The following is a 25,727-nucleotide window of genomic DNA, read 5'->3' as shown; positions in this document are numbered from 1 at the left end:
CTGTCCGGGGCACTGTGAACAGCCCGACCGGTTGATCTTCTTAACAGCTTCTTTACCGCCTCCTGCGATCGTCTCCCTGCTCAGACTCACGGGGAGAGGTTCCATGAGACGTAGTACAACCTGGCGACGGCGGGCGGCCACACTGGCCGTGGCCGTACTGGCCGGCAGTCTGCTGTCGGTCACCGGGCCGGACAGCGACCAAGCGCGGGCGGCACTGCCGACCGGCGGCATGACCGCCAGCGCAATCAACACGATGTTCAACACCTACGGTGACGCCGGAGGTCACTGGACCGGCGCCGACGCGACCGCGTCCGTGCCACTGCCGGACGGCCGGCTGGTGTGGCTCTTCTCCGACACGTTCCTCGGCACGGTCAATCCGGACGGCAGCCGGGCCCGGGACACTCCGATGGTCAACAACACCATGGTGGTGCAGGACGGCACCAGCCTGGTGAGCACCCGGCACGGCGGGACCACCGCGCTGCCGGAGGCGCTGGTGAAGCCGGCCCAGCAGGGCGAGTACTTCTGGGTGGCGGACGGCACCGTGGAGAACGGTTCGTTGAAGGTCCTCTACAACCGGTACCGGCACAGCGGTACCGGCAACCTCGACTTCGAGCTGACCGGCAATGCACTGGTCACCTTCGCACTGCCGGCGTTGACCGTCAGCTCGGTCGTCGACCTGCCGCTGGGCAGCACGATCGGCTGGGGCTCGGCCATCCTGGAGGACGGGGCCTACACCTACGTCTACGGCACCTCGTCCAGCGCCGACAAGCTGAAGTTCGCGCACCTCGCCCGCGTTCCGGCCGGCGGGCTTGGCGGTGCGTGGCAGTTCTGGACCGGCTCCGGCTGGTCGGCCACCGAGGCCGACGCGGCGCGGATCCTCAGTGGCGTCGGCACCAACTTCGGGATGCAGAAGGTCGGCAGCCAGTACGTGTTAATCACGCACGAGAACAACCTGGTCTTCGACCCGCAGTACGTGGCGTACACCGCGCCGGCGGCGTCCGGACCGTTCACCGGCCCGGCACAGCTGTTCACGGCACCCGAGCAGGAGCCCGGTAAGCCGATCATCACCTATGACGCCCGGCTGCACCCGGTCCTCGCGCGCTCCGGCAAGCTGCTGGTGTCGTACAACGTGAACAGCCTGGTCAACGACGACAACTACACCGACGCCCGGCTGTACCGGCCCCGGTTCGTGGAGGTCGACTGGCCGCGTCCGGCCCCGGACCCGGCCACCCTGCCGGCCGCTCCGGCTGGCTTCACCGCCGCCGTGGACAACTCCGGCATCGCCCGCCTGGGCTGGCAGTCCGTCCCCGGGGCGACCGGCTACCGGGTGCACCGACGGGACACCACCGCCGGTCAGACCCACTTCGCCCGGCTGCCCAGCGCGGTCACCGGTACCTCGACCCAGGTCGGGCACCTGACCGACGGGCACCGTTACGAGTTCAAGGTCACCGCAGAGAACACGGTCGGGGAGGGACCGGCCAGCCCGGTGCTCGCCGTCGTCCCGGAGATCGTGGCGCCACCGGCTCCGGCCAACGTCACCGCCACGGCGGATGCCGCCGGTCGGATCACCCTGACCTGGTCCGCCGTGCCGACGGTGTGGAACTACGAGGTCTTCCGCCGCGATGTCACCGCCGCTGACGACGAGTTCACCTTCGTCACCCGGCTCGGCCCGGACGTCGTCTCGCACGTCATGGAAGGGCTGGAGCACAACCACGAGTACGAGTTCCATGTGACCGCGCACCACGGCGGCGGCGTGTCCCCGCCGTCGGCCCTGGCCCGGGCCACCGCGGTCTACACGCTGCCCGGTGCGCCGACGAACCTGACCGCGACCCCGAACACCAGTGACGGCACCATCCGGCTCACCTGGACCGAGCCCGGACCGAATGTCTGGTACCTGGTCTACCAGCGGGACGTGACGGCGGGTCACACCGAGTTCCACCAGCTTCCGCTGCCGGTCACCGTCGGCACCTCACTCACCGCGAGCTTCCTGATCCACAACCACGTGTACGAGTTCAAGGTCAGTGCGACCAACCGGGCCGGTGAGGGACCCACCACGCCGGTGGTCTCGGCCACCGCAACCTACCCGAAGCCGGCGGCGCCGACCGGGCTTGTCGCGACGGCAGGGGACGGCCAGGTGACGCTGAGCTGGACGGCGAGCACCACGCCGAACGTCTGGTACGACGTGTACCAACGGAACGTGACCGCCGGCGAGACGTCGCTCACCAAGCTGCCGTTGCCGATCACCACCTGCTGCACGATGCAGGCCGCTCTTCTGACCAACGGGGACACCTACGAGTTCAAGGTGGTCTCCACCAGTCAGGGTGGGGCCTCCACGACCGGTCCCACCGTCCAGGCCACCCCGAGGCTGCCGCTGCCGGGTCAGGTGACCGGGCTGAGCACCACCTCGAACAGCAACGGCACCATCCGGGTGAGCTGGACGGCGCCCGGGGAGAACCTCTGGTTCGATGTCTACCAGCGGGACGTAACGGCCGGGCAGACCACCTTCACCAAGCTGGCCCTGCCGGTCACCGAGTGCTGTACCTTCACCGCCGGGGCTTTGACCCACAACCACGTGTACGAGTTCAAGATCGCCGCGACGAACGCCTCCGGCGCCGGTCCGCTGTCGGCACCGGTGCAGGGCACGTCCCGGTACAGCCTGCCGACGGCACCGACGAACATGCGCGCCGAGTCGGCCGGTGACGGGATGATCGCCCTGGACTGGGACGCTCCGACCGCCGACGGGTACCTGTACTGGATCTACTACCGGGACGCCACCGCCGGTCAGGGCTTCACGAAGGGCATCTGGCCGACCGAGCGCACCTGGGCGGAACTGGGTCCGTACGTACACGGACATGTCTACGAGTTCAAGGTGGCCGCCGAGAACCAGGCCGGGTACGGGCCGACCTCCGCCGTCGTACAGGTCACGGCGAAGGGCGGGCTGCCGGCGGCACCGACCGGATTGACCGCGACAGCCGGCAACGGCCAGGCGACCCTGAGCTGGACCGCCAGCACCACAGGGAACGTGACCTACAACGTCTACCAGCGCAACGCCAGCGCCAACGGCTCCTGGCAGAAGCTCGCGTTGCCGGTGACCGGCACCTCGATGACCGCCGCCTACCTGGCCAACGGCAGCACCTACGAGTTCAAGGTGAGCGCGTCGAACGCCTCCGGGACCGGCGGCTTCTCCAACGTGGCGTCGGCCCGGCCGATGCCGCCGCCACCGTCACCCGCATCCGGGCTGACCGCCACCCCGGGTGACGGAAAAGTTACTCTGCGGTGGACTGCCAGCCCGACGCCGAACGTCAGCTACTGGGTGGAACTGCGCTCCAACGGCGGAAGCTGGCGGCGGCTGCCGGTGGCCCTGAGTACCTGCTGCACCTACACCGTCAACATCCTCACCAACGGCATCACGTACGACTTCCGGCTGTTCGCCGTGAACATCACCAGTGAGTCGGGCGCGTCGAACATCGCCAGCGCCCGGCCGATGCCGCCGACCCCACAGGCCCCGACCGGACTGACCGCCACCCCGGGTGACGGCAAGGCCTACCTGAGCTGGACGGCCAGCCCGACACCGAATGTCGGCTACTGGGTGGAACTACGCTCGTACGGCGGGAACTGGCAGCGGCTGCCGGTCGCGTTGAGTTCGTGCTGCACGTACACCGTCGAGATGCTGTGGAACGGCAGGCCGTACGACTTCCGGCTGTTCGCGACGAACCTCGCCGGTGACTCGCTGCCGTCGAACACGGCCAAGGTCACGCCGATGCCGCCCTTCCCGGACGCACCCCGGCTACACACGCCGTTGGGTTCCACCGGCAAGGTGAACCTGGCCTGGGACCACAGCACCACCAACGGCGCCTGGTACTGGATCTACTACCGGAATGCGAGCCGGGGGCAGGTCCTCTGGTCCAAGCTGTCCAATCCGACGGACAAGCCGTACGCGGTGCTCTGGGGGATGTTCACCGCCGGTGACGCGTACGATTTCAAGGTCACGGCCTACAACGTCGCTGGCGAGAACGACAGCAATGTCGAAATGGGGGTGCCGCACCGGTTCCTGCCCTCGGGTGACCCGACGCGCTGGAAGAACCATCTCAACAGGGCGAATCTCATGGCCGGCAGCTATGCGTACACCAAGGGGATGAGCTGCCAGAACGACTACAAGCAGATCGTCTGCTTCGGTCCGCCACCGAACCTGACCGGGCAACCGATGACCGTTGGCGACTACTTCTTCTACCCGGGCAACGCGGCGGGTCTGGAGATCGAGGTCGCCGAGGAGACCATGCGGCGGGCCCAGATGCGCAGATACTACGGCGCGAGCATCGCCAACTCGAAGGGGCCGGATCTGCTGCGGCACGAAGCGATCCACTCCGAGCAGTGGGCTGACGTCTCCTCGTGGGGGACGTTCGCAGAGGACTACGCCGCGCAGTCTGCCTACTCGGAGGCGACGACTGGCAGCCCGGCCTGCAACAACATCTACGAGATGCAGGCCAACCTGTTCTGGGGTGGCTACAGCAGGTACCCCTCGGGTGGTAGCTGCAACTGATCCACCAGTGCCGGCGGATGGCGAAAGGTTCCGTCGGCGCCCACCACAGCTCCATGATCGACAGGTCAGGGGCGGCGCCCGGGGTACGGGCCACGGAACGGGACGGTCCTGACTCCGGACGATCCGGAGTCAGGACCACGTTTCCATCGCGCGAGCAACTGCGCCGCACCGCACGCCCGGCGCCACCGGATCGGGCTGCGGCCTACCGGTACAGGGCCACCGCCACCTCGTAGCCCGACCGGACTGGAATGGTGGTCGGGAACGAGTCCGTCTCGCCGTACCACGGCGGCGGCGGGGGCGGGGGCAGCGGGCGCTTCCACCAGAACCACCACCACAGGTCGTTACCGCACCAGTCGGAGTAGAGGTAGTCGCCGTAGGCGAGCGCCGCCACCGGACCGCCGGGCTGGGCGACCCCGGCCCCCGAGGCCACCGAGGTGACCCAGGAACCGGTCTGGTTGGTGACGATGCGGATCGCCCCGTCGGCACCGGCGAAGAGGACGTTCGTCGGGCCGTTGTCGAAGCGGGTCGCCGCCAGGCGGGCGCCGACCGGTACCACGCCGGTGCCGGTGACGGCCACCGGATCCCACGGGTCCGGCACACCGCCACTCGCCGTGACACCGACCTGCCAGAGCCGGCCGTCCAGCCCGCTGACGTACGCCGCCGTGCCGCCCTTGACGATGGCCGCGACACCGGCGCCCGGGGAGGCCAGACCGGGTGCGCTGGCCGGGACGGTCGTCCAGGTGCCGGTACCGGTCCGCCAGACCGAGTGCAGCGCACCGTCCGAGCCGACGAAGACGGCCCCCGGTACCCCGGACACCCAGGCGGCGGCGACCACCGCGTTCGACGGTGCCACACCGGTGGCGGAGGCCCGCTGCACGCTGGACGTCTGCGACATCGTGCTGGAGAAGGAAACCGCGTAGACGGCACCGTCCCTCCCGGGGAAGGCGACGTGGATGGAGCCGTCGAGGCCGGTCACCGCGTTGACCCGGCCACCGGGGCTGGCGAGGCCGCTCGGTCCGACCTGCACGATCCGGGTACCCGAGGTGGCCGAACTGGTCAGCACGGTGAAGAGCCCGCCGTTGGTGCCGATGGTGAACACGGCGGCGTTGCCGTCGGACTGCCGGACGGCGCTGACGCCGGCTCCGGGCGGCGCGATCGCGTAACTGGTGAACGGGCTGAGGCCGGTGGGGGACGCCGCGTAGACACGACCGTCCATGCCGACGGTGAAGCCGAGGAGTTGTGACGCGGTCGCCTGCACGTCGTGTGCGGGGGCCGCGCCGGCCGGCGCCACGGCCAGGGTCAGGGTCAGCGCACCGCCGAGTACGGCCAACGCCCTCCGGCGTCTGAAACGGTGGGGAGTCACGGGAGTCCTTCCGTCCAGGAGGAGCTTTTCTCCGACGGTGCCGGGTACCGGCGCTGTCCGGCGGATTCCCGGACAGCGGCCCCCGCCGGGGCACCCCCAGCGCGAGAGGCGGCGGGCGGGCCGCGAATCAGGCGTCCCCGGGCGGGCCGCGAATCAGGTCAGGCGCCTTCCGGTAGGCCGGCGTCGAGCCGGGTCCGGACCTGTTCGGCGTCCGGGTGAGCGAGTTGGTCGAGGATGTCGAGGGCGTGCCGCCAGGCGGTACGGGCCGGACCGGGGTCACCCGCACGGTGCCGGGTGTCGCCGAGGTGGGTCAGCGTGGTCGCCTCGTAGTAGCGTTCACCCGCCTCCCGCCAGCGGGACAGGGCCTGCCGGTAGCAGTCGACCGCCTCGGCATACTCCCCCAGGTGGTGGTGGGCGTACCCGAGGCTGTCCCAGGCGTGTGCCTGCCAGTACCGGTTACCGATCCGCTGGTGTTCGGCCAGCGCCCGCCGGCAGTACGAGATCGCTTCCCGGTGATCGCCGAGTTGGATGTGGTACCAGCCGATGTTGTTGAGCGCGTTGGCCTGCCCGTGGGCGTGGCCGGCACTGGCGAACCGGTCGAAGGCCCGTTGCGCGTGGTCGAGGGCCTGCCCGTACCGGCCCTGCCGTTCGGCGAGGATCCCCAGGTTCAACTCGGTACGCGCCGCGCCGACGTGGTCGCCGAGCGCGTCGTGCAGACGCAGCGCCTGGGCCAGGTGCTCGTGGGCCTCGTCGAAGCTGCCCAGGCGTAGGCACGCCACCCCCCGGTTCCGGTGTGCACGGGCCTGACCGGTACGGTCCCCGACCTGCTCGGCGGCGCGCAGCGCGAGCTGTTGGGCGGTGGACTGGTCCTGCCAGGCGCCGGAGCGGTCGAGATAGGTGTTGATGCTCCACGCCAACTGCCAGGCGTGGGTACCGGGTCCCCCGGCAGTGGCCAGGGCGACGGCGGCGAGCAGGGGCCGGTGCTCGGCGGCGAGCCACGCCCACGCCTCGTCCCGGTCACGCAGGTCGGACAGGATCGCACCGGGACGTGCCGGGGGCAGGTCGATGTGGTCGCGGTGCGGGGACAACAGCAGGTCGGCACGGTACGCGGTGTGCAGGTAGTGGTCGAGCAGCCGCCCGGTCGCGGCCTGCCGGCCGGCCGCACTGTCGGTGAGAGTGGACTGCTCGACGGCGTACACCCGGAGCAGGTCGTGCAGGGTGTACCGCCCGGGGCTCTGCTCGGTGAGCAGGTTCGCCCGGGTCAGCGCGGCCAGCGCGGGTCTTACCTCCGCGACCGGGACACCGGCGAGGCTGGCGGCGGCGGCGACCGACAGGTCCGGGCCGGGATGCAGCCCGAGCAGGCGGAACAGGGCGGCCACCGGCGGGGCGAGGCTCCGGTACGACCAGGACAGGACGGCCCGTACGTCGGCGGCGGTCTCCCCGCCGGCGAACCCGTCGAGGCTGCCCCGGGCCGCGTGCAACTCGTCGGCGAGCCGGGTCAGGCCGAAGTCCGGATGGATGGCGGCCCGGGCGGCCACGATGGCCAGGGCCAGCGGCAACCCGGCCGAGGCGACGACGATCCGGTCCACTGCTGCCGGCTCGGCGGCGACCCGCGCCGTACCGAGCCGGCGGCCCAGCAGTTCCCGTGCCTCGGTCGGGCCGAGCAGGTCGAGCAGGAGCGGGTGGGCGCCCTCCGCCGCGACGAGGCCGGGCATCTGGTTGCGGCTGGTCACCAGTACCAGGCAGCCGGGTGAGCTGGGCAGCAGCGGGCGTACCTGGTCGGCGTCGTGGGCGTTGTCCAGCAGGACCAGGATCCGCCGGCCGGTCAGCAGACTGCGGTAGAGCGCGACCTGCCCGGCCGGTCCCACCGGGATCCGCTCCGGCGGCACGGCGAGCGCCTCCAGGAACCCGACGAGCGCCTCGGCCGGTCCCATCGGCGGGCGGTCCGGGTCGAAGCCGCGCAGGTTGACGTAGAGCTGCCCGTCGGGGAACCGGTGGGCGACCCGGTGCGCCCAGTACACGGCGAGGGAGGTCTTGCCGACCCCGGCGGTACCGCCGATCGCCGAGATCAGCACCGTGCCCGGCGCGCCGTCCGGCTCGGCGAGCAGGGTGTCCAGGGCGGCCAGCGACGCCGACCGGCCGGCGAAGTGTCGTACCGCCGGGGGAAGCTGCCGGGGTACCACCCGCTCCGGGCCGGTCGGTGCCGGGGTGGGTGCTGTTGCCGCGCTGCGGCTCTGCCGCCCGAGTTCGGCGTGGACGGCGGAGGCGAGCCGGTCCTCGGCGCGGGCGGTGTCCGCTGCCCGCAGCAGCCGCCAGTGGGCGGCGTCCCAGTAGGTCAGGTCGGTCAGCTCGGCCGGCAGCCGGGCACCGACCTGTTCGGCGTGGGCGATGCAGGCGTCGACGTAGGCGACCACGAAGTCCCAGTCGGGCAGCGACTTCGCGTTGAGTTTGTCGCTGAGCGTGGAGCGGGCCAGCGGGTGCTGCAACCGGGTGGAGATCGCGACCAGGTTGTTCAGCGAGGGTGCACCGGCGAGTTGGCGGAGTTGTCGGAGCTCGTCGACGAACCGGACCAGTGCCTCCCGACCGGTCTCCCCCACCCCGCACCTTCTTTGGCATCCGGACGAGCGTCAGCCCAGAACTACTGACTGACATTGTGCTATCCACCGATCGTCACGTCGACCCTCCCACCCCCGCCACCCATCAGCGGTAGCCGCGCTCGTTGACCCGGGCCGCGTGCCGGGACTGCCACCGCCGCATGGCCTCCTTGATCCGGTACGACTCCTCGCGTACCCGGGTCACCTCGGCCTGGAGGTCGGCGACCTCGGCGGCGACGCGGGCCAGGAACCGGCGCACCTCGCCCGGGTCGAGCCCTCGACGGCCGAACCGGCTCTCGGTGAAGCGCGCGTTGCGGATCTGGCGCGGGCCGAGCAGCTCCGGTCGGGTGTAGACGGTGCCGCCGCACCGGTCCCGCGTGCTGCTCCCGCTGTCGTCGGGTCCCGGCATGTCGTCCCCTTTCCACGCCGACGGTCGGATCGGGTGGGCCCGCCCGTCCGCCGCGAACAGGCGGGCCCGCCCCGGGAATGAGCTTGTGACACTCCACGCCGGACCACAACGATTTCCCGCATAACTCGTTTAGCGGAAATCGAGGTTCTTTACCGGAATCTCTTCACGTTTCACCACGCAACATCTGCGCGTTCCACGATGCAACTGGAGGGCACAAATGGCAGAGGACATCGGCTCGACCGTGCCACGCCGACAACTCGGCCGGCTGCTGCGGCGGTACCGCACCGAGGCCGGCATCACCCTCGACGCCGCCGAGGAGCTGGAGTACAGCCGGCAGAAGGTCTGGCGCATCGAGTGCGGCATGGGCCCGGTGCGGGTACTCGACGCCAAGGCCATGTGCGACCTGTACGACGTACCGCCGAAGATGGCCGAGGCGATGCGCGGCCTGGCGGCGGAGACCAAGTCGCGTGGCTGGTGGCACGCCTACGGGGATGCGGTACCGAGCTGGTTCGAACTCTACGTCGGGCTGGAGTCCGCCGCCGCCTACCTGCGTGAGTATGCGGAGTCGCTGATCCCGGGGCTGCTCCAGACCCGGGAGTACGCCCACGGGCTGTTCCGGTCGGGCAGCCCGGTCAGCGTCGAGGACCGGGAGCGGACCGTCCAGGTCCGGTTGCACCGGCAGACGATGTTGACCCGGCGGCTGCCGAAGGCACCCAAACTGGAGGTGGTCCTGTCCGAGTTCGTCCTGCGCCGACCGGTCGGTGGTGCGGCGGTGATGACCGGGCAACTGGCGCACCTGCTCACCGTCGCCGAGCTGCCGAACGTCTCGCTCCGCGTGGTCCCGGTCGCGGCGGGCCCGCACCTGGGCGCCATCGCCGGGTCGTTCGTCATCCTCGAATTTCCCTCGCCCCGGGGTCGCACCGCCGGGGAGCCACCGGTCGTCTACAGCGAGTCGCTGACCGGTGCGATCTATCTCGACAAGCCCGAGGAGTTGGCTGCCTACCGGCGCACCTGGACGGATCTGGAGGATCTCGCCCTGGATGAGGGAGAATCGACGGACATGATCAAACGGATCGCTGGGGAGATGCGACATGACTGACCTGACCGGCGCCCGGTGGCGCAAGAGCACCCGCAGCGGCGACAACGGCGGCAACTGCGTCGAGGTCGCCGACAACCTGACCGGCGTCGTCGGCCTGCGGGACAGCAAGGACCCGACCGGCCCGGTGCTGACCTTCCCGCCCACTGCCTGGGCCGCCTTCGTCAGCGCCACCCGACGGGGCACCCTCGGCCACTGACCACCCTCGCTGACCCATTCGCGCGGGCCCACGAGCCGGGACGCACGAACCAAGCGCGCAACCCACGAACGCAGTCCGCCCACGGACGCCTCCGGCCTTTCGCCGGAGGCGTCCGTCTTTCCCACCTGCCAGAGATGGCCGTCATGCGGCCGTCATGCAGCCACAATCTCGCGCGGCGGCGACGGCCACAAACCGTTGTCAGACACATACCGCAGAGGAATATTCATACCACTGCGGTATCAGTGACAGTCCGTTCCTCGGTCGGCGACAGCGGCAGCCCCGGGCCCGCGCGTCCGCCCGCGCTGGTCTGACGGCCTACCGGCGGGACCCGTCCGACTCGGCGAGACGGGCGAGGTTCGCCAGCGCCATCCGCGTACCGGCCTCGTTGTCGGCCGGCGCGACGCCAGCCGGGAGACCGTCGTGCACGATGGCGACCTCGGTGCCACCGTCCGCGTCGGTGAGTGTGGTGGTCATCGTCATCGTGCCGGTCAACCCGGGATCATCGGACTCGAATTCGAGGACCTCGACCACCTGCTCGTCCGGAACGAGGGCGCGGAAGTGCCCGTGGTACGTGTCGGTGGACGGCGCCGACTTGCCGGAGCCGTCCGGCACGTCGTAGGTGAGCGAGACGCGGAAGAAACCGCCCTCGCGCGCCTCGAACTCGTGGACGTGGCCCCGCATCCCGTCCGGTACCCGCCACCTCGCGAGCGCGTCCGGATCGAGCAGCAGCCGGTAGACGACCGAGCGCGGAGCCCTGACGTGGTGGGACACCCGGGTGGATGACATGTTGCGAGCCTACCGGTCGGATTTCCCACCGTGGGGCACCTCCGGTCGTCAGGCCAACGAGTCGAGCCGGCCCAGCACCGCCTTCGGCAACTCGGCCGCCTCCAACCGGTACGGCCGCCACCGGTCCTGGGCGCCTTCCTTCATCGAAGCGGCGAACCGGTACCGTCCCTTACTGTTCGGCTCACCCAGGGTGGCCGCGTATTCCAGGCTGGGCACGAGCCAGGCTTTCATGACCGCGCCCCGGGTGACATCGATCGCGACGAACAGCAGATCGAGGTTGTGCCGGGGCGTGAAGGTCTGCCCCCGCACGAAGGCCACGAAGCCTTCCGACTGGACCCGCTTGCTGTCCGACATGCGCGCCTTCACCTGTACGGCCAGGGTGGCCGTCGAGTCCCGGCGATGGAAGACCAGATCGACGCCCTCGTCGTCGACCAGCGAGGTCGAGACGTTCAGCAGACCCCGCGTCGCCAGAATGCAGAACGCGGCCACCAGATGTTCCGCCGCCTTACCCATCCGGGAAGCTTCGACCGACTTCACGGTGTAGTCGTCATCGTCCGGCACCGCCACACCGCCGTCCACCGAATCCACCTGCTCCGTCCACGCCAGCAGCTCGACAGTCCCCGAACGACACACCCCGACCTTCCGGTCGACCCACCCGCCGTGGCACGGCCAGCGCGACCGCTGCCCGGGGTCGCGCCGGGTGGCGGGGCCGTGCCAGGATAGGCCGCTCACCGCTGAACTGCCCCGGGGGATCCTTGCGCGTACCAGCCACCACGGGTGCCCTGCCGTTGCGACCGATGACCACCGGTGAGCTGCTCGACGCCGCCACCAGCCTGCTGCGCACCCGGGCGCCCCTGCTGCTCGGCGTCGGCCTGCTGCTCGCCCTGCTGGAGCAGGCGCTGCTGTTCCCGCTGCGGCAACTCGCCGACGTGGTCTACGTGATCTTTCCCGACATCGACCGCCTCGGCTGGTTGTACCTGCTGATGGTGGTCGGTTTCGCCACCGAGGCGGTCATCATCGCGGTACTCGGTGCGCTCAGCTCCGCCGCCGCACCCCGGGCGCTGCTCGGACCGGCGACGCCGCTGCGCCGGGTACGCCCGGTCCGGGTCGCGGTGGTCGCGGTGGTCGTCGCCGTGCTGGCCGCGCTCGCCGCGACCACCGTGGTGCTCGGCCCGGTGCCGTACCTGCTGCTCGGGCTCGCGGTGCCGGCGGTGGTGATCGACGGGCTCGGGCCCGGCGCCGCCTTGCTGCGCTCGGTGCGGCTGACCGGTCGTCGCGGGTTGCGGGCCGGTTGGATCCGGCTGCTCGGCTATCTTTCCTGGCTGGTCATCCGGCTCGCCACCGGGCTGGGTGGGTGGTTCGCACTGAGCCTGTTGATCGACACCGACACCGCCGCCCGGGACCACCTGGTGGCCTCGCTGGCCTGGCTGGCCGTCAACGCCGTCGCCTACCCGGCGTTGGCCTGCCTGGACACCGTCCTGCACGTGGAGACCCGGATGCGCACCGAAGGGCTGGACATCGCCCTGTCCCGGGCGGCCCGCCGGGGCGTCACCGCCGACCAGGTGCTGGCGGTGCCCAGGTGAGCCGGTTCTGGAACGAGACCATCGCCGCGTTCGGCGACCTGGTCCCCGGCGGGGTACCGGTCCTGCTGCTCCTGCTGTTCCTGCTCACCGGGCTGGTCTCGGTGCTCTGGTACTCCTGGCCGGCGTGGCTGCCGTGGCGCTGGTCCTGGCGGTTCCGGGGGTCCCGCAGCCGGGCCGACAAGGCCGACCGGCGCCGCCGGTTCGGCTGGCCCCGGCTGGGTCGGCTGCGGTTCCGGTGGCGCTGGCCGTGGCGGCGCCGGAACAGGCCGGTGACGGTCACCCCGGCGCTGCCCGACGACGAGCTGCCGGACCTGCCGGCCAGCACCTTCGCCCTCAACGCCGACCAGCTCGCCGCCGCCGGCCGGTACGCCGAGGCGGTCCGGGAACGGCTGCGCGCCATCGTGCGGGACCTGGTCGAGCGGCAGGTCCTCGCGCCGGTGCCGGGATGGACGGTGACCGAGCTGGCTGCGGCGGCGGGCCGGGCGCGGCCGGCCACCGCCGGCCCGCTGCGCGCCGCGTCCGAGCTGTTCAGTGACATCTGGTACGGCCAGCGTCCGGCGACCGCCGACGACGACCGGGCCATGCGCGAACTTGCCGAACAGGTCCGGACCATCCTGGACGTCCCGGTCGTCGGGGTGACCCGGTGACGCCCCGCCGGACGCTGCGCTGGCGGCGCTGGCACCGGGCCGCCGTCCCGTTCCTGCTGCTGGTGCTCTTCTACCTGGTCACCGGCGTCACGCACGCCGTGCAGGAACCGGACCTGGACGAGCCGGGCACGCTCTCCCCGGTCGGCACCGGGCCGGACGGGTCGCGGCTGCTCGCCGACCGGCTCGCCGCCGCCGGGGTCACCGTGCGGGTGGTGACCAGTTCCGCTGCGGCGCGTACCGCCCTCGGTGAGCTGGCAGGTAAGCCGGCCACGGTGTTCGTGCCGGCGCCGGACTACCCCGAACCCCGGTTCCTGGACCGGGTCGCCGGGCAGTACCCGGGCAACCGGGTGGTGCTGGTCCGCCCGGGCGGCGACACCGCGTTCGACGCCGGGTTCCTGTCCGGACCGTCCCGCTGGGCGGCACGTACCGTCGCCCCCGGCTGCGGCGCGCAACTGGCCGTCGACGCCGGTCGCGCGGCGGTGCTGCGGTCCCGGTACGCCGCCGACCCGGAAACCTCCACCACGCCCGTCCTGGACTGCTACGACGGCGGGCTGGTCGCGCACACCCTGCGCGGCACCGAGTTCGTGCTGGTCGGCGCGACCGACCCGTTCCGCAACAGCCGGATCGACGAGGCCGGCAACAGCGCCCTCGCGGTGGGCCTGCTCAGCCGGGACCGGCAGGTGATCTGGGTGGACCTGCACCGGCCCGAGCCCCGGCCCAGCATGCCGCCGCCACCGGCGCCCGAGTACCGGCAGCCGGACCGCACCGCCGGCGGCAGCAACCCGATGTGGTCGGCGTTCCCGCCGGCACTCTGGGCCGGACTGGTCCTGCTCGGTGTCCTGGCGGTGCTGGTCGTGGTGGTCCGGGGCCGGCGGCTCGGGCCGCCGGTGGCCGAACCGCTGCCCGTGGCGGTCCCCGCCACCGAACTGGTCGTCGGTTGGGGGCGGCTCTACCAGCGCGGTCGGGCCCGCGCCGTTACCCTCGACGCGCTGCGCGCGGCGGCGGTCCGGCGGATCACCCACCGCCTCGACCCGACCGGTGTCCTGCCCGACGACTCGGCTCTCGCCGCAGCGGTCGCCGCCCGCCTCGGCGTACCGGTCGAGCAGGTCCGGGCGGTGCTGCACCCCGATCCGCCGACCGACGACGACGAACTGATCTCGGCGGTGGCCGGGCTGGACGCCCTGGCCGCTGCCGTCGAACGGACCGCACCCCGACCGGACGGGTCGGTCGATCCTGGAGGAACGCCGTGACAGAAACCGTCGCCCCGCCGCAGCCGGACAGCGCCGAGGTGGCCGCCCGGCACGCCCTCGGGCAACTCCGCACCGAGGTGGCCAAGGCCGTCGTCGGGCAGGAGAACACGGTCACCGGCCTGCTCGTCGCCCTGCTCTGCCAGGGGCACGTGCTGCTGGAGGGCGTCCCGGGGGTGGCCAAGACGCTGCTGGTGCGGGCCCTGGCGGCGGGCCTGTCGCTGGAGTCGAAGCGGTTGCAGTTCACCCCGGACCTGATGCCCGGTGACGTGACCGGTTCGCTGGTCTACCACGCCAACCGGGCGGCGTTCGAGTTCCGTGAGGGCCCCGTCTTCACCAACCTGCTGCTCGCCGACGAGATCAACCGGACGCCGCCGAAGACCCAGGCGGCGCTGCTGGAGGCGATGGAGGAACGGCAGGTCACCATCGAGGGCGCGGCCCGGCCGCTGCCCGATCCGTTCCTGGTCGCCGCCACCCAGAACCCGGTGGAGTACGAGGGCACCTACCCGCTGCCCGAGGCGCAGCTCGACCGGTTCCTGTTCAAACTGACCGTGCCGCTGCCCACCCGGGACGAGGAGTACGGCGTGCTGAAGGCCCACCACCAGGGCTTCGACCCCCGGGACCTGGCCGCCGCCGGGGTACGCCCCGCCGCCACCGCCGCCGACCTGGCCGCCGCCCGGCAGGGGGTACGCCGGGTGCAGGTCGCCGACGTGGTGCTGGCGTACATCGTGGACCTGTGCCGGGCCACCCGGTCGGCGCCGTCGCTGGAGCTGGGTGCCTCACCCCGGGGCGCGACCGCGCTACTCAACGCCGCGAAGGCGCACGCCTGGCTGACCGGGCGAAGCTACGCCACCCCCGACGACGTGAAGGCGATGGCCCGGCCGGCGCTGCGGCACCGGATCCGGGTACGCCACGACGAGGCGTTGGAGGGCAGCACCGCCGACGGTGTGCTGGAGGCCCTGCTGCGTACCGTCCCCGCGCCCCGGTGACCGGATGCTGACCTGGCGGGTACCGGCCCTGTACGGCACGCTCGGCGGGACGGCGCTGGCCGCCGGGGCACTGCTGGCGTCCCCGGCCGGCATGTGGTGGGCGCTGGCCGGGGTGACCGGGCTGGTGCTGCTGCTGACCGGGCTGGACTGGCTGGTGGCCGCCCCGGCCGGGGAGGTGCAGCTGACCCGTTCCGGGCCCCGGCAGGTACGCCTCGGCGACAGCGTCGAGATCACCCTGACCGTCACCAACGTTTCACTGCGTACGCTGCGCGGCCTGGTCCGGGACGCCTGGGTGCCGTCGGCCGGCGCGGACGGGCCGTACGCGCATCCGGTCGACCTGGAACCCGGCGAGTCGGCGCAGGTGGTCACCCGGTTGACGCCGACCCGGCGCGGTGACCGGCCGGCGGTCCGGGTCACCATCCGGTCGTACGGGCCGTTGGGGCTGGCGTTCCGGCAGACCTCGCAGCGCCGGGCGGCCCGGTTGACCCCACCGTGGACGGTGACCGCGCTGCCCCCGTTCACCTCGCGCCGGTTCCTGCCGGAGAAGCTGTCCCGGTTGCGGGTGCTCGACGGGCAGACCGTCGCCCGGGGGCGGGGTCAGGGCACCGAGTTCGACGCGCTGCGCGAGTACGTCGTCGGCGACGACGTCCGGTCGATCGACTGGCGGGGTACCGCCCGCAGCGGGCAGGTGATGGTGCGGACCTGGCGTCCGGAACGGGACCGACGGGTGCTCTGCGTGATCGACACCGGCCGGACCAGTGCGGGCCGGGTGGCTGCGGTACCGGTACCCGGGGCGGCGACGCCGCCGGGTGAGCCCCGGCTGGACGCCGCGATCGACGCGGCGCTGCTGCTGGCGGTGCTCGCCTCACACGCCGACGACCGGGTCGACCTGCTCGCCGTGGACACCCGGATCCGGGCCACGGTCGGCGGGGCGACGAAACGCACCCAGTTGGACCGGTTGACCCGGACCCTGGCGGGTCTGCAACCGGCCCTGGTGGAGACCGACTTCGGGCTGGTCGCCGGGGAGCTGATGCGGGCCGGCCGGAAACGGTCCCTGGTGGTGGTCTTCACGGCGCTGGACCCGGGCGCCCTGGGTGAGGGGCTGCTGCCGGTGCTGCCGCAGCTCGTGGCGCGGCACACCGTGCTGGTCGCGGCCGTGCAGGACCCGTCGTTGCGGGTCCTCGCCGCCGATCGGGCCGGTACCGCCGAACTGCACGTGGCGGCGGCGGCCGAACGCAGTCTCGCCGAACTGGACCGGGTGCAGCGGGCCCTGACCCGGTACGGGGTGCACGTGGTGCAGGCTCCCGTGGAGACTCTCGCCTCGGCCGTGGCCGACCGGTACCTGAGTCTGAAGGCCGCCGGCCGGCTGTAACAGCGCCCGGTCGGCCAGCGGGCAGTTGCGCGGCGCGGGCGGCTCGGACCGTGGGTAGTTGCGCGGCGCGGCCGGCTCAGACCGTGGGTAGTTGCGCGGCGCGGTCCGGCCAGTCGACGTCGGCGCTGCGTCCGGCCCGGGCGGCAGCCGAGCCGAGGACCCCCACGTAGCCGAGGAAGGCCAGCCAGACCAGGGTGCCGAGCAGGAGCTTGACCGGCGACGGCAGCGCCGCCGGGGTCACGAACGCCTCCACCACCCCGCTGACCAGGAGCACCGGTACCAATCCGAGGGCGACCGCGACGCCGGACCGTCCGGCGGTGGCGACCGCCTCCCCCCGGGTCCGCAGCGGTCCCGGGGCGAGCCACGACCAGCCGATCCGCAGCCCCACCCCGGCGGCGACGAAGACACAGGTCAGCTCCAGCAGGCCGTGCACCAGCAGCAGCCCGAAGAAGGTGTCGGAACGGCCGTGCCCGACCATCACCCCACCGACGACCCCCAGGTTGAGGGCGTTCTGCCACAGCACGTAGAGCACCGGCAGGACGATCACCCCGGCGGCCAGGCAGACCGCCGAGACCCAGGCGTTGTTCGTCCACACCGCGAAGCCGAAGTTCTCCGCCGGGCCGCTGCTGTAGTACGCCTCGAAGTCGCGCTGCACCAGGGAGTCGATCTGGTCCTGCGACATGAACCGCAGCGCCACCGCCGGGTCACCGGCGACCACGGCGATCAGGACTGCGCTGAGCGCCACGAACGCGGCCCCGACGCCGGTGCACCAACCGGCCGCCCGGTAGACCTCCAGCGGGAACGACACCACGAAGAAATCCCGCAGCCCCGACCAGCGGAAACCGGCGGACGGGCTGACCGCCGCCCGGCCCCGCAACACGAGGCGGGTGAGCAGGGCGGTCAGCTCCGGATCCGGGGACCGGCTCTGCACCATCGACAGGTGGGTGGCCGCCCGGCGGTACAGCACCACCAGCTCGTCGACCTCGGCGGCGGAGAGACTCCGCCCCGGTCGGCTGGTCAACACGTCCAGCCGCCGCCATTCGGCCCCATGTTCGGCGGCGAAGGCGTCCAGATCCACGAAGACTCCCCAAATCGGTGGCGACGGTGCGGTCGGTGACCCCAGCCGGTACGGGCCCGGATCACGGCCTGGCGGCGAATCCCGATCACGGTCCGGTGGCGGATCCCGCAGAGCGTACCCGTCGGGAAGACTGTCGCGGTGACCCTCGACGCGACCACACACCACGACGGGAGTGCCCGGTTCGTCACCGGCGACGCCGTGCACCTCCAGTTGCGTACCGCCCAGCTCGGCTCCCGGATGCTGGCCCGGCTGATCGACCTGGTCGCCCAGGTCGCGATCTTCGTGACCCTCTCCACGGCCACCCCGATCGTCATCCTGCTGCTGAGCCAGACCGGCCTGGTCACGCCGAGCGAGGACCTGTTCCGGGCCACCACCATCCTCATGGTCGTGGTGACGGTGGTCGGCTACCCGGTCGCCCTGGAGACCCTGACCCGGGGACGGACGGTGGGCAAGCTCGCCCTGGGGCTGCGGGTGGTCCGCGACGACGGCGGTCCGATCCGCTTCCGGCAGGCGCTGACCCGGGGGCTCGTCGGCGCGGCGATCGAGTGGCCGGGGCTGATCGCCCCACCATTGACCTGGCTCGGCAGCGTCTGGGCGATGGCGGTCAGCCGGCAGGGCCGGCGGCTGGGCGACCACGCGGCCGGCACGCTGGTCATCCACGAACGCTCCCCGCAGCGGTGGGGACGGATGCCGCTGATGCCGCCGGGCCTGGCCGCCTGGGCCGGCACCCTCGACCTCGCCGGGCTGGACGACGATCTGGCCCTCGCGGTACGGCACTTCCTGGTCCGGGTACCGGAACTGCGGGAACCGGCCCGTGGCCTCCTCACGCAGCGGCTCATGGCGGAGGTCGCCGCAGTGGTCCGGCCCGCGCCGCCGCCCGGCGTACCCCCGTGGGCCTACCTGGCCGCCGTGCACGCCGAACGGCACCGACGGGCGCGGCACCGGCTGGCGGCCGTGCGGCACCGGTCGGCAGCGGTCTGGCCGACGCCGGGCGGCCCGGCCGGGGTACCGGCCCAGCGGGCCGCGCCGGTGCCCGACCCGCACCCGCAGACACCCACGCCGCCGTTGCGGACTGCCGTCCCACCCGATCAACGGATGCCGACGGGAAGCTGACCACCGGGTAGAGTTCCAGATCCATCGCCTCCGGCACACCGCCCGACCTGCGGCGGTTGCTGCCGGTCCATCACCACCTGTGGGAACCTGATGCAGTCCGACCCCTCGACGTACCTGGGCACGCCCGCGCGACTCGCTGCCATCGCCCGGTACGAGATCCTGGACGCGCCCCGGGACGGCACCTTCGACCGGGTCGCCCGGGTCGCCGCCGGGGTGTTCGAGGTACCGATCGCCACGGTGACGGTCGTCGACCCGGGCCGGGTCCGGTTCGCTGCCGCCCACGGTCTGGACGGTGTCACCGAGATCGGTGCCGAGCCGGGGCTCTGCGTGTCGGCGGTGCTGACCGACGGCCCGTATGTGGTGGCCGACGCCGCAGTCGACCCCCGGACCCTCGACCATCCCCTGGTCCGGGGTGCACTCGGTCTCCGGTTCTACGCCGCCGCACCGATCGTGACGCCGGACGGTCACCGGCTCGGCACGGTCAACGTCATCGACCGGGTACCGCGTACCGTCACCGACGCGCAGACCGGCATCCTGACCGAGCTGGCCGGTATGGTGGCCGACCACCTCGAACTGCGGTCAGCCGCCACCCGGGCGGTACGCGACGAACGGCGGTTGCGGCAGGTCGCCGACCAGCGGGCCGAACGCAGCGACGAACTCGCCGAGCGGTTGCGGGCGGCGGCCGAGGTGATCCGGCAGCAGGCGCACCCGGCCAGTTGCGAGCTGGGCGGGCGGCAGGGCTGCCCGAAGCCTGCGGAGCTGAAACTGGCCGACTCGTGGGGCGACTGCGCGTGGGCCTGCCCGGACCACGCCGAGGAGGCCATCCTCAGCGTCTCCTCGGTCTTCATCGCCGACGAGGCGCTCGGTGGGTTGACCGCCTTCCGCCGGCGCTGACCTGGGCATGCCGCTGGCCGGGTCCCCGTGTCCGGGGGCCCGGCCAGCACGCTCCGTCGCTGTCTGCGGTCAGCTGGTGGTCCAGTGCTCGGCGACCAGGTCAGCAGCCTGCAACTCCCACTGCGCATAGTGATCCGGGAACGCCGACACCTGCACCGTCTGCGCCGCCGCCGTCAACGGCATCTCCTCCCAACCCTCGACCTGCTTCAAACCGGTCAGGAACGCCGTCGTCGAGTACTGCGGATCAGTGATCTGCTCCACCGTCCCCCAACAACTCGACGGACGCTGCTGGAACAACCCCTGCGAATCATGATCGTTACGGTCACCCAGATGACCCAGGTTCTCCAACTTCGACTCCTGCAGACTGGTAGCGATCGCCACCACCGCGGCCCGCTCATCCATCCCGGCCTTCTTCGTCGCCGCGACGATCTCCTTCACGTTACCCGTCTGCTCCGCACCAAGATCGATACGCGACTGACCCGACGGCACACCATGCGGCAACAGCTTCGCCCGATCAACCACGCCCACAGCCTCACCAGCCTTGCGCCTTGGCGTCAGCCCTCGTGTCGGTCTGGACCACCGGCGCCGCCGGCTTCGACTCCACACCAAGCTCGTTCGCCAACGCCGGACCCGCGGCCAGACCACCCGCGAACACCAGACCCGTCACACCCAGCACAGCCTTACGCAGCATCGTATTCATCACCAAAGCTCCATTCGGGGGAAGGAACGCCTCCACACCACGGGGGACACACACACGCGGAGACGCACACGCCACCAGGCGCCACAAAAACCAGGGGAAAAAGAACAAGAAGACTCTCGACCCGCACCGCCAGGCGAACCGTCAGCCCGGCACGCGGTGAACCAGGTACAACCACCGGCCCGCCACCACCATTCCCGGCGGCGGCCACCACCCCGCCGGCCACCAACCCAGCCCAGCGGGATGCCTCCTCGGTCGTACCCGATACACAACGACCCCCGACCCGCCACCATTCCCCGACCACGGGCCACCCGGAACCGGACAACCGGTCGAATACGCGACGGACGGAGAAGACGACGCCCCCGAGCATGCAAAGCGCCCGCCCCCGGGCCGTACCCGTGGGGCGGGCGCCTGTTCAACCCTTGACGCAGACCACCTGCTTGAGGTGGGCGACCACCTCGACCAGATCGGACTGCTGCTTCATCACCGCGTCGAGATCCTTGTACGCGGCCGGGATCTCGTCGACCACGCCCGCGTCCTTCCGGCACTCCACCCCGGCGGTCTGCCGGGTCAGGTCGGCCACCGAGTACGTCTTCTTGGCCTTGGCCCGGGACATCCGCCGCCCCGCGCCGTGCGAGGCCGAGCAGTACGCGTCGGTGTTGCCCAGACCACGCACGATGTACGACCCGGTACCCATCGACCCGGGGATGATGCCCAGGTCACCGCGACCGGCCCGGATCGCGCCCTTCCGCGTCACCAGCAGGTCCACCCCGCCGTACCGCTCCTCGGCGACGTAGTTGTGGTGGCACGAGACGGGCTCGTCGAAGCGGACCTTGGGTACCGCGTCCCGGACGACACCGCACAGCAGCGCGAGCATCACCGCGCGGTTGCGGGCCGCGTACTCCTGGGCCCACTCCAGGTCCCGGCGGTACGCCGCCATCTCCGGGGTGCCGGCGACGAAGACGGCCAGGTCCCGGTCGGGCAGGTCGGCGTTGTGCGGCAGCCGCCGCGCGACCGCGATGTGCCGCTCGGCCAGTTCCTTGCCGATGTTGCGGGATCCCGAGTGCAGCATCAGCCAGACCCGACCCGCCTCCGCACCGCCCTGCTCGACGCAGACCTCGATGAAGTGGTTGCCCCCACCCAGGCTGCCGATCTGGCGCTCGGCCCGGGACCGCAGGGCCCCGACGTCCTCGTGCAGGTCCCCGAAGCGGGACCAGAAGGTGTCCCAGCCGGCGGTGGGCAGACCGTGCACCCGGTACGGGTTGACCGGGTGGGCGTGGGCCTGGAACCCGACCGGGATGGCGGCCTCGATCGCGGAGCGGAGCGCGCCGAGGTCGTCGGGCAGGTCGGCATCGGTCAGATTGGTGCGGACCGCGGACATCCCGCAGCCGATGTCGACGCCCACCGCCGCCGGTGCGAGAGCCTGTCGCATGGCGATGACCGAGCCGACCGTGGCGCCCTTCCCGTAGTGCACGTCGGGCATCACCGCGACCCCCTCGACCCAGGGCAGGGCGCCGATGTTGCGCAGCTGCCGGGTGGCGCCCTCCTCGATCGTCCAGGGGTCGGTCCAGACCCGGACCGGGGCGCGGGTGCCGTAGAGCAGGGTGTAACTCACCGGATCTCCTCAGAACAGGGGAAGCAGGGCAGTTTCGACTGTGGACGTCTGCGGCAGCGGCGCAGGCCGTACCCCATGGTGGGTGCTGCGGTGGGCGCGTCGTCCTTGGTCCCGGGTGGGGGCGCCGCCTGCGGGCAGCCCGGGGGCTGTCGGCAACGGTTGCCGGAGGAATCGGCTGACCGGGGTCGGACCGTCGCCGGCCGGAACGCTGCCGGAGGTGCCGACCACCCGACCGGGGTCAGACCGCCGTCAACCGACCGGGGTCAGACGGTCGACGACCCGACCGGGTCGGACTGCCGCCGGCCGGAGCGGGGTCGGGTTCAGCGGGCCCGGACGACTGGCAACGGTCTGCCGGGGCAGCGGGTCCCCGCTGTGCCGCGTTGGCGGAGCGACACAGTCCCGGCCAGGCGACCGGCCGGCGCCAATCGCCAGGGTCGTGGTCCGGTAACCGGCATCGGTCACTCCTCACTCGTCAGGTGCAGGGCAACAGTAGGCACCCGGCACGGCGTCGACAAGGGATTTCCGGGCGGCGCATCCGACATATTGACGTACGGTCAGCTACATGGTGTGCTCGCTGAGTAAAGATGACAATGATCTTCGTTGTCATGGCCACGAGGAGGAGCATGTCTCTCACCGTCCCGCCCACTCTGCTCGAGGCCGCCGAACGCGGCCCGGTCGACGACGCGGAGTTCGTCGCCTGCATCCGCGAGTCGCTGCCGTACGCCTGGCAGACGGTCAGCCGGGTGGTCGCCGACCTGGAGTCCTCATCGGCGGACTTCGCCGACAACGTCATCCCGCCGCCCACCGAGACCGAGCGCGGCCAACTTCTCCGCGCCCTGGCCAGCGATGCGATCAGGGCCGGGCTGGAGCGCCACTTCGGCGTCCGGCTCGCCTTCCAGAACTGCCACCGGGTGGCGGCCTTCCGGCCCGCGGCGGTCGACTCGGACACCTACCGCCGCTTCGTCTCACCCCGGGGCCAACTGCTCAACCAGTCCCCCGAGTTGCGCGACTGCTGACCGGCGTCCCGGCGGGCCGGCGCTGACGTCGCAGGCGCGACGGACAGCGTCGCCCGCCGGGAGCACGTCGCACCCACCCGGGAACGTCTCCCGCCGCCCGGCGGGGCACCAGACCGTCGGGACCACCGGCACACCGAACCGTCCGGGTACGTGGCACACCGAACCGTCCGGGCAGGCCGACACGCCGAACCGTCCGGGCAGGCGGACACGCCGAACCGTCCGGCACGCGGCGCATCCGATCGCCGGGCAGGCCGACACGCCACAGGTTGCCGCTTTTCCGGCGACCCCGGCATCCCACCCACTACCATACCGACCATGAAAACGGTTTCCATAAACTTCCCGGTGGGGTGGCGCCGGTGAAGGTCGCGTTCGTCGGCAAGGGCGGCAGCGGCAAGACCACCCTGGCCGCGCTCTTCGCCCGGCACCTGGGTCGGGAGGGTCGCCCGGTGCTGGCCGTCGACGCCGACATCAACCAGCACCTCGCCACCGCGCTCGGCGGTGCCGCCGCGCCGTCGGCCGGTGCCGTACCGCTCAGCGCGTACCTGCCGCAGATCAAGGAGTACCTGCGCGGCGACAACCCCCGGATCACCTCCGCAGCGGCGATGGTCAAGACCACCCCGCCCGGCGCCGGGTCCCGGCTGCTCCGGGTGGCCGAGGACAACCCGATCTACCGGTCCTGCGTACGGCCGGTGGGCGAGGTACGGCTGGCGGTGACCGGTGCGTTCACCGAGGACGACCTGGGAGTCGCCTGTTACCACTCGAAGGTCGGCGCGGTGGAACTCCTGCTGAACCACCTCGTCGACGGGCCCGGTGAGTACGTCGTGGTGGACATGACCGCGGGCGCCGACTCGTTCGCCTCCGGCCTGTTCACCCGCTTCGACCGGACCTTCCTGGTCTGCGAACCGACCCTGCGCAGCGTCGGCGTGTACCACCAGTACGCCGGATACGCCCGGGAGTACGACGTGGCCCTGTCCGTGGTCGGCAACAAGGTCGAGGACGACTCCGACATCGGCTTCCTCCGCGAGCACGTCGGCGACGCGCTGCTGGGCTGGGTCAGCCGTTCCGGGTACGTCCGGCGTGCCGAACGCGGGACGGTGGCTCCGCTGGAGGAACTCGAACCCGCCAACCGGGCCGTGCTGGACCGGATGGTGGACACCGTGGACCGCACCGAACAGGACCGGGCCACCTTCACCCGGCTCGCCCACGAGTTCCACCGGCGCAACGCCCACGCCTGGGCCAACGAACGCGCCGGGGTCGACCTGACCAGTCAGATCGATCCGGACTTCACCCTCGGCCCTGCGGTGGCCACCCGTCCGGTCGCGGTACCCGGCTGACCACGAGCTGCCGGCTTCCGGCCGGACAGGTACGGCGACGCGCCCGGCCCTGCCGGTCGAGTGTTAGGAAGGGCCCCTTCCTCTACCGAATGCGATAAGAGGGGGCCCTTCCTTACATCTCAGGACCAGCCGTAGCCGGCGCGCAGCGCCTGTCCGACCCGGGTGAACCGCTCCGGGTCGAGCACGGCGCCCTCCCGGCGGATGCTGTCCTCGCGCATGGTGAGGACCCGGTCCAGGCGTACCCAGCTCGGGCGGTTGTCCCGGTCCCACTCGCCGGGGCCGAGGGCCAGCCAGTGCCGCTGGCCGTCCCGCTCGGACTGGCTGGAGAGCATGAGGCCGAAGAGGGTGCGGCTGGACCGGCCGACCACGAGCACCGGGCGGTCCTTGCCCTGCCGGGGGTCGTCCTCGTAGGGCACCCAGGTCCAGACGATCTCCCCCGGGTCGGCCTGTCCGTCCAGCTCGGGGGCGTAGACGAGCTGTCGGCGTTGCAGCGCGGTGACCTGCCGCCGTCGGGCCACCTGGGCCGGGCTCGGCCCCTGCCGTGGGGCCGGGATCCGGCCCGCCACCCGACTGACCGTCGCCGCCACACCCCGCCACAGACCTGCCATGGCGGGCAGCGTACCCGCCGGATCCGGCCCGAGCGACCGGTGGACGGGCCGGCGGGGTCCGGTATGGTGACCGGATCGACAGGTACGACCGGAGGGGGTGGGACCGATCAACGCGTCGTCCGTCCGACCACTCTCCCCCGTCCCCGTCCACCGGGGATAGGTGTACCGGGAGAGCGTGGTTCCGGCTCTCTCCTGGAGGTCCCTGTGTCCGTTCCCGACATCCCCCGCACCCCGTCCGCCGTCACCGACCGGCTGCGCGCCGCCGGCTGTGTCTTCGCCGAGGACGAGGCCCGGCTGATCCTCTCCGCCGCCCGCTCGGCGACCGAGGTGGCCGGGATGGTCGCGCGCCGCGTCGCCGGTCTGCCCCTGGAGCATGTCCTCGGTTGGGCCGAGTTCTGCGGGCGCCGGATGGTGGTCGAACCGGGGGTGTTCGTCCCCCGGCGTCGCACCGAGTTCCTCATCGAGCGGGCGGGCGGCCTCCTGCGGTCCGGGGGGACCGCCGCCGGTCGACCGCCGACCGTGGTCGACCTGTGCTGCGGTTCGGGGG

General features: G+C 71.8%; 20 protein-coding genes and 2 pseudogenes. 13 read left to right on the top strand and 9 right to left on the bottom strand.

Annotation, left to right across the window (positions count from 1 at the left end):
- Positions 1 to 103 precede the first annotated feature (103 nt).
- Positions 104 to 4,540 (top strand): fibronectin type III domain-containing protein, encoded by a 4,437-nt coding sequence (locus GSF22_RS06505; RefSeq protein WP_208811842.1) that lies wholly within the window; start codon positions 104 to 106, stop codon positions 4,538 to 4,540.
- 202 nt (positions 4,541 to 4,742) lie between these two features.
- Here GSF22_RS06505 and GSF22_RS06500 read toward each other — a convergent pair whose 3' ends face one another.
- The 3 genes from GSF22_RS06500 to GSF22_RS06490 all read right to left on the bottom strand — a co-directional run bounded on the left by GSF22_RS06500 (position 4,743) and on the right by GSF22_RS06490 (position 8,906).
- Positions 4,743 to 5,870, bottom strand: coding sequence for a hypothetical protein (locus tag GSF22_RS06500; RefSeq protein ID WP_208811840.1), 1,128 nt, complete (start codon positions 5,868 to 5,870; stop codon positions 4,743 to 4,745).
- 191 nt (positions 5,871 to 6,061) lie between these two features.
- A complete protein-coding gene (locus GSF22_RS06495) occupies positions 6,062 to 8,500 on the bottom strand; it encodes an ATP-binding protein (protein WP_208811838.1) in 2,439 nt (812 codons plus the stop codon).
- A gap of 103 nt (positions 8,501 to 8,603) precedes the next feature.
- Positions 8,604 to 8,906 carry a DivIVA domain-containing protein gene (locus GSF22_RS06490; protein WP_208811836.1) on the bottom strand — a complete coding sequence of 101 codons (303 nt, stop codon included), beginning with the start codon at positions 8,904 to 8,906 and terminating at the stop codon, positions 8,604 to 8,606.
- 217 nt (positions 8,907 to 9,123) lie between these two features.
- Here GSF22_RS06490 and GSF22_RS06485 point away from each other — a divergent pair, with 217 nt between their 5' ends.
- Entirely contained in the window at positions 9,124 to 10,005 is an 882-nt protein-coding gene (locus tag GSF22_RS06485) for a DUF5753 domain-containing protein (RefSeq protein ID WP_208811835.1), read from the top strand.
- Positions 9,998 to 10,201, top strand: coding sequence for a DUF397 domain-containing protein (locus GSF22_RS06480; RefSeq protein WP_208811833.1), 204 nt, complete (start codon positions 9,998 to 10,000; stop codon positions 10,199 to 10,201). Before GSF22_RS06485 ends, GSF22_RS06480 begins: the two co-directional genes overlap by 8 nt.
- A gap of 315 nt (positions 10,202 to 10,516) precedes the next feature.
- On the opposite strand, the gene GSF22_RS06475 is transcribed toward GSF22_RS06480, so the two are convergent.
- Together GSF22_RS06475 and GSF22_RS06470 are read right to left on the bottom strand one after the other, a co-directional pair.
- Complete coding sequence (locus GSF22_RS06475) at positions 10,517 to 10,987, bottom strand: SRPBCC domain-containing protein (protein ID WP_208811831.1); 471 nt, start codon at positions 10,985 to 10,987, stop codon at positions 10,517 to 10,519.
- 48 nt (positions 10,988 to 11,035) lie between these two features.
- Positions 11,036 to 11,554, bottom strand: coding sequence for a hypothetical protein (locus tag GSF22_RS06470; RefSeq protein ID WP_208811829.1), 519 nt, complete (start codon positions 11,552 to 11,554; stop codon positions 11,036 to 11,038).
- Between the two features lie 230 nt (positions 11,555 to 11,784).
- On the opposite strand from GSF22_RS06470, the gene GSF22_RS06465 reads away from it, so the two are divergent.
- From GSF22_RS06465 to GSF22_RS06445, 5 genes are read left to right on the top strand one after another with little or no spacing between them, the layout of a single operon-like run.
- Positions 11,785 to 12,570, top strand: a complete 786-nt coding sequence (locus GSF22_RS06465; protein WP_208811827.1) for a hypothetical protein — start codon at positions 11,785 to 11,787, stop codon at positions 12,568 to 12,570.
- On the top strand, positions 12,567 to 13,217 hold the full coding sequence (locus GSF22_RS06460) for a DUF4129 domain-containing protein (RefSeq protein WP_208811825.1): 651 nt from the start codon (positions 12,567 to 12,569) through the stop codon (positions 13,215 to 13,217). The genes GSF22_RS06465 and GSF22_RS06460 overlap by 4 nt, the downstream gene beginning before the upstream one ends.
- Entirely contained in the window at positions 13,214 to 14,467 is a 1,254-nt protein-coding gene (locus tag GSF22_RS06455) for a DUF4350 domain-containing protein (protein ID WP_208811823.1), read from the top strand. Before GSF22_RS06460 ends, GSF22_RS06455 begins: the two co-directional genes overlap by 4 nt.
- On the top strand, positions 14,464 to 15,453 hold the full coding sequence (locus tag GSF22_RS06450; RefSeq protein ID WP_208811821.1) for an AAA family ATPase: 990 nt from the start codon (positions 14,464 to 14,466) through the stop codon (positions 15,451 to 15,453). The genes GSF22_RS06455 and GSF22_RS06450 overlap by 4 nt, the downstream gene beginning before the upstream one ends.
- A 4-nt stretch (positions 15,454 to 15,457) precedes the next feature.
- Complete coding sequence (locus GSF22_RS06445) at positions 15,458 to 16,825, top strand: DUF58 domain-containing protein (RefSeq protein WP_208811820.1); 1,368 nt, start codon at positions 15,458 to 15,460, stop codon at positions 16,823 to 16,825.
- A 76-nt stretch (positions 16,826 to 16,901) separates the two neighbouring features.
- On the opposite strand, the gene GSF22_RS06440 is transcribed toward GSF22_RS06445, so the two are convergent.
- The gene (locus GSF22_RS06440) at positions 16,902 to 17,903 is read right to left on the bottom strand and encodes a stage II sporulation protein M (protein ID WP_208811819.1); all 1,002 of its coding nucleotides are present in this window, start codon (positions 17,901 to 17,903) and stop codon (positions 16,902 to 16,904) included.
- Between the two features lie 138 nt (positions 17,904 to 18,041).
- On the opposite strand from GSF22_RS06440, the gene GSF22_RS06435 reads away from it, so the two are divergent.
- Both GSF22_RS06435 and GSF22_RS06430 read left to right on the top strand, forming a co-directional pair.
- Positions 18,042 to 19,016 carry an RDD family protein gene (locus GSF22_RS06435; RefSeq protein WP_307803782.1) on the top strand — a complete coding sequence of 325 codons (975 nt, stop codon included), beginning with the start codon at positions 18,042 to 18,044 and terminating at the stop codon, positions 19,014 to 19,016.
- Between the two features lie 90 nt (positions 19,017 to 19,106).
- The gene (locus GSF22_RS06430; RefSeq protein ID WP_208811818.1) at positions 19,107 to 19,910 is read left to right on the top strand and encodes a GAF domain-containing protein; all 804 of its coding nucleotides are present in this window, start codon (positions 19,107 to 19,109) and stop codon (positions 19,908 to 19,910) included.
- 69 nt (positions 19,911 to 19,979) lie between these two features.
- Here GSF22_RS06430 and GSF22_RS06425 read toward each other — a convergent pair.
- A pseudogene (locus GSF22_RS06425) lies at positions 19,980 to 20,610 on the bottom strand (hypothetical protein).
- A gap of 412 nt (positions 20,611 to 21,022) precedes the next feature.
- Positions 21,023 to 22,222, bottom strand: coding sequence for an RtcB family protein (locus tag GSF22_RS06415; RefSeq protein WP_208811815.1), 1,200 nt, complete (start codon positions 22,220 to 22,222; stop codon positions 21,023 to 21,025).
- 623 nt (positions 22,223 to 22,845) lie between these two features.
- On the opposite strand from GSF22_RS06415, the gene GSF22_RS06410 reads away from it, so the two are divergent.
- Positions 22,846 to 23,238 carry an SCO5389 family protein gene (locus GSF22_RS06410; RefSeq protein ID WP_208811814.1) on the top strand — a complete coding sequence of 131 codons (393 nt, stop codon included), beginning with the start codon at positions 22,846 to 22,848 and terminating at the stop codon, positions 23,236 to 23,238.
- Between the two features lie 356 nt (positions 23,239 to 23,594).
- On the top strand, positions 23,595 to 24,572 hold the full coding sequence (locus tag GSF22_RS06405; RefSeq protein ID WP_208811813.1) for a nucleotide-binding protein: 978 nt from the start codon (positions 23,595 to 23,597) through the stop codon (positions 24,570 to 24,572).
- 119 nt (positions 24,573 to 24,691) lie between these two features.
- Here GSF22_RS06405 and GSF22_RS06400 read toward each other — a convergent pair whose 3' ends face one another.
- A complete protein-coding gene (locus tag GSF22_RS06400) occupies positions 24,692 to 25,180 on the bottom strand; it encodes a type II toxin-antitoxin system PemK/MazF family toxin (protein WP_208811812.1) in 489 nt (162 codons plus the stop codon).
- Positions 25,181 to 25,384: 204 nt separating this feature from the next.
- Here GSF22_RS06400 and GSF22_RS06395 point away from each other — a divergent pair.
- Positions 25,385 to 25,727 (top strand): annotated as a pseudogene (locus tag GSF22_RS06395) (hypothetical protein); the annotation flags it as partial.

This window comes from Micromonospora echinofusca (genome assembly GCF_017614955.1).
Taxonomy (GTDB): Bacteria; Actinomycetota; Actinomycetes; order Mycobacteriales; family Micromonosporaceae; genus Micromonospora; species Micromonospora echinofusca_A.
Note: the sequence above shows the minus strand (reverse complement) of the source record. Positions and strands in the feature narration are given on the sequence as shown.

Excerpts from the sequence above, each read along its gene's own strand:
- GSF22_RS06490 (WP_208811836.1), bottom strand. The coding sequence starts at position 8,906 with ATGCCGGGACCCGACGACAGCGGGAGCAGCACGCGGGACCGGTGCGGC.
- GSF22_RS06465 (WP_208811827.1), top strand. The coding sequence starts at position 11,785 with ATGACCACCGGTGAGCTGCTCGACGCCGCCACCAGCCTGCTGCGCACC.
- GSF22_RS06505 (WP_208811842.1), top strand. The coding sequence starts at position 104 with ATGAGACGTAGTACAACCTGGCGACGGCGGGCGGCCACACTGGCCGTG.
- GSF22_RS06400 (WP_208811812.1), bottom strand. The coding sequence starts at position 25,180 with ATGGCAGGTCTGTGGCGGGGTGTGGCGGCGACGGTCAGTCGGGTGGCG.
- GSF22_RS06485 (WP_208811835.1), top strand. The coding sequence starts at position 9,124 with ATGGCAGAGGACATCGGCTCGACCGTGCCACGCCGACAACTCGGCCGG.
- GSF22_RS06410 (WP_208811814.1), top strand. The coding sequence starts at position 22,846 with ATGTCTCTCACCGTCCCGCCCACTCTGCTCGAGGCCGCCGAACGCGGC.
- GSF22_RS06475 (WP_208811831.1), bottom strand. The coding sequence starts at position 10,987 with ATGTCATCCACCCGGGTGTCCCACCACGTCAGGGCTCCGCGCTCGGTC.
- GSF22_RS06480 (WP_208811833.1), top strand. The coding sequence starts at position 9,998 with ATGACTGACCTGACCGGCGCCCGGTGGCGCAAGAGCACCCGCAGCGGC.
- GSF22_RS06430 (WP_208811818.1), top strand. The coding sequence starts at position 19,107 with ATGCAGTCCGACCCCTCGACGTACCTGGGCACGCCCGCGCGACTCGCT.
- GSF22_RS06445 (WP_208811820.1), top strand. The coding sequence starts at position 15,458 with ATGCTGACCTGGCGGGTACCGGCCCTGTACGGCACGCTCGGCGGGACG.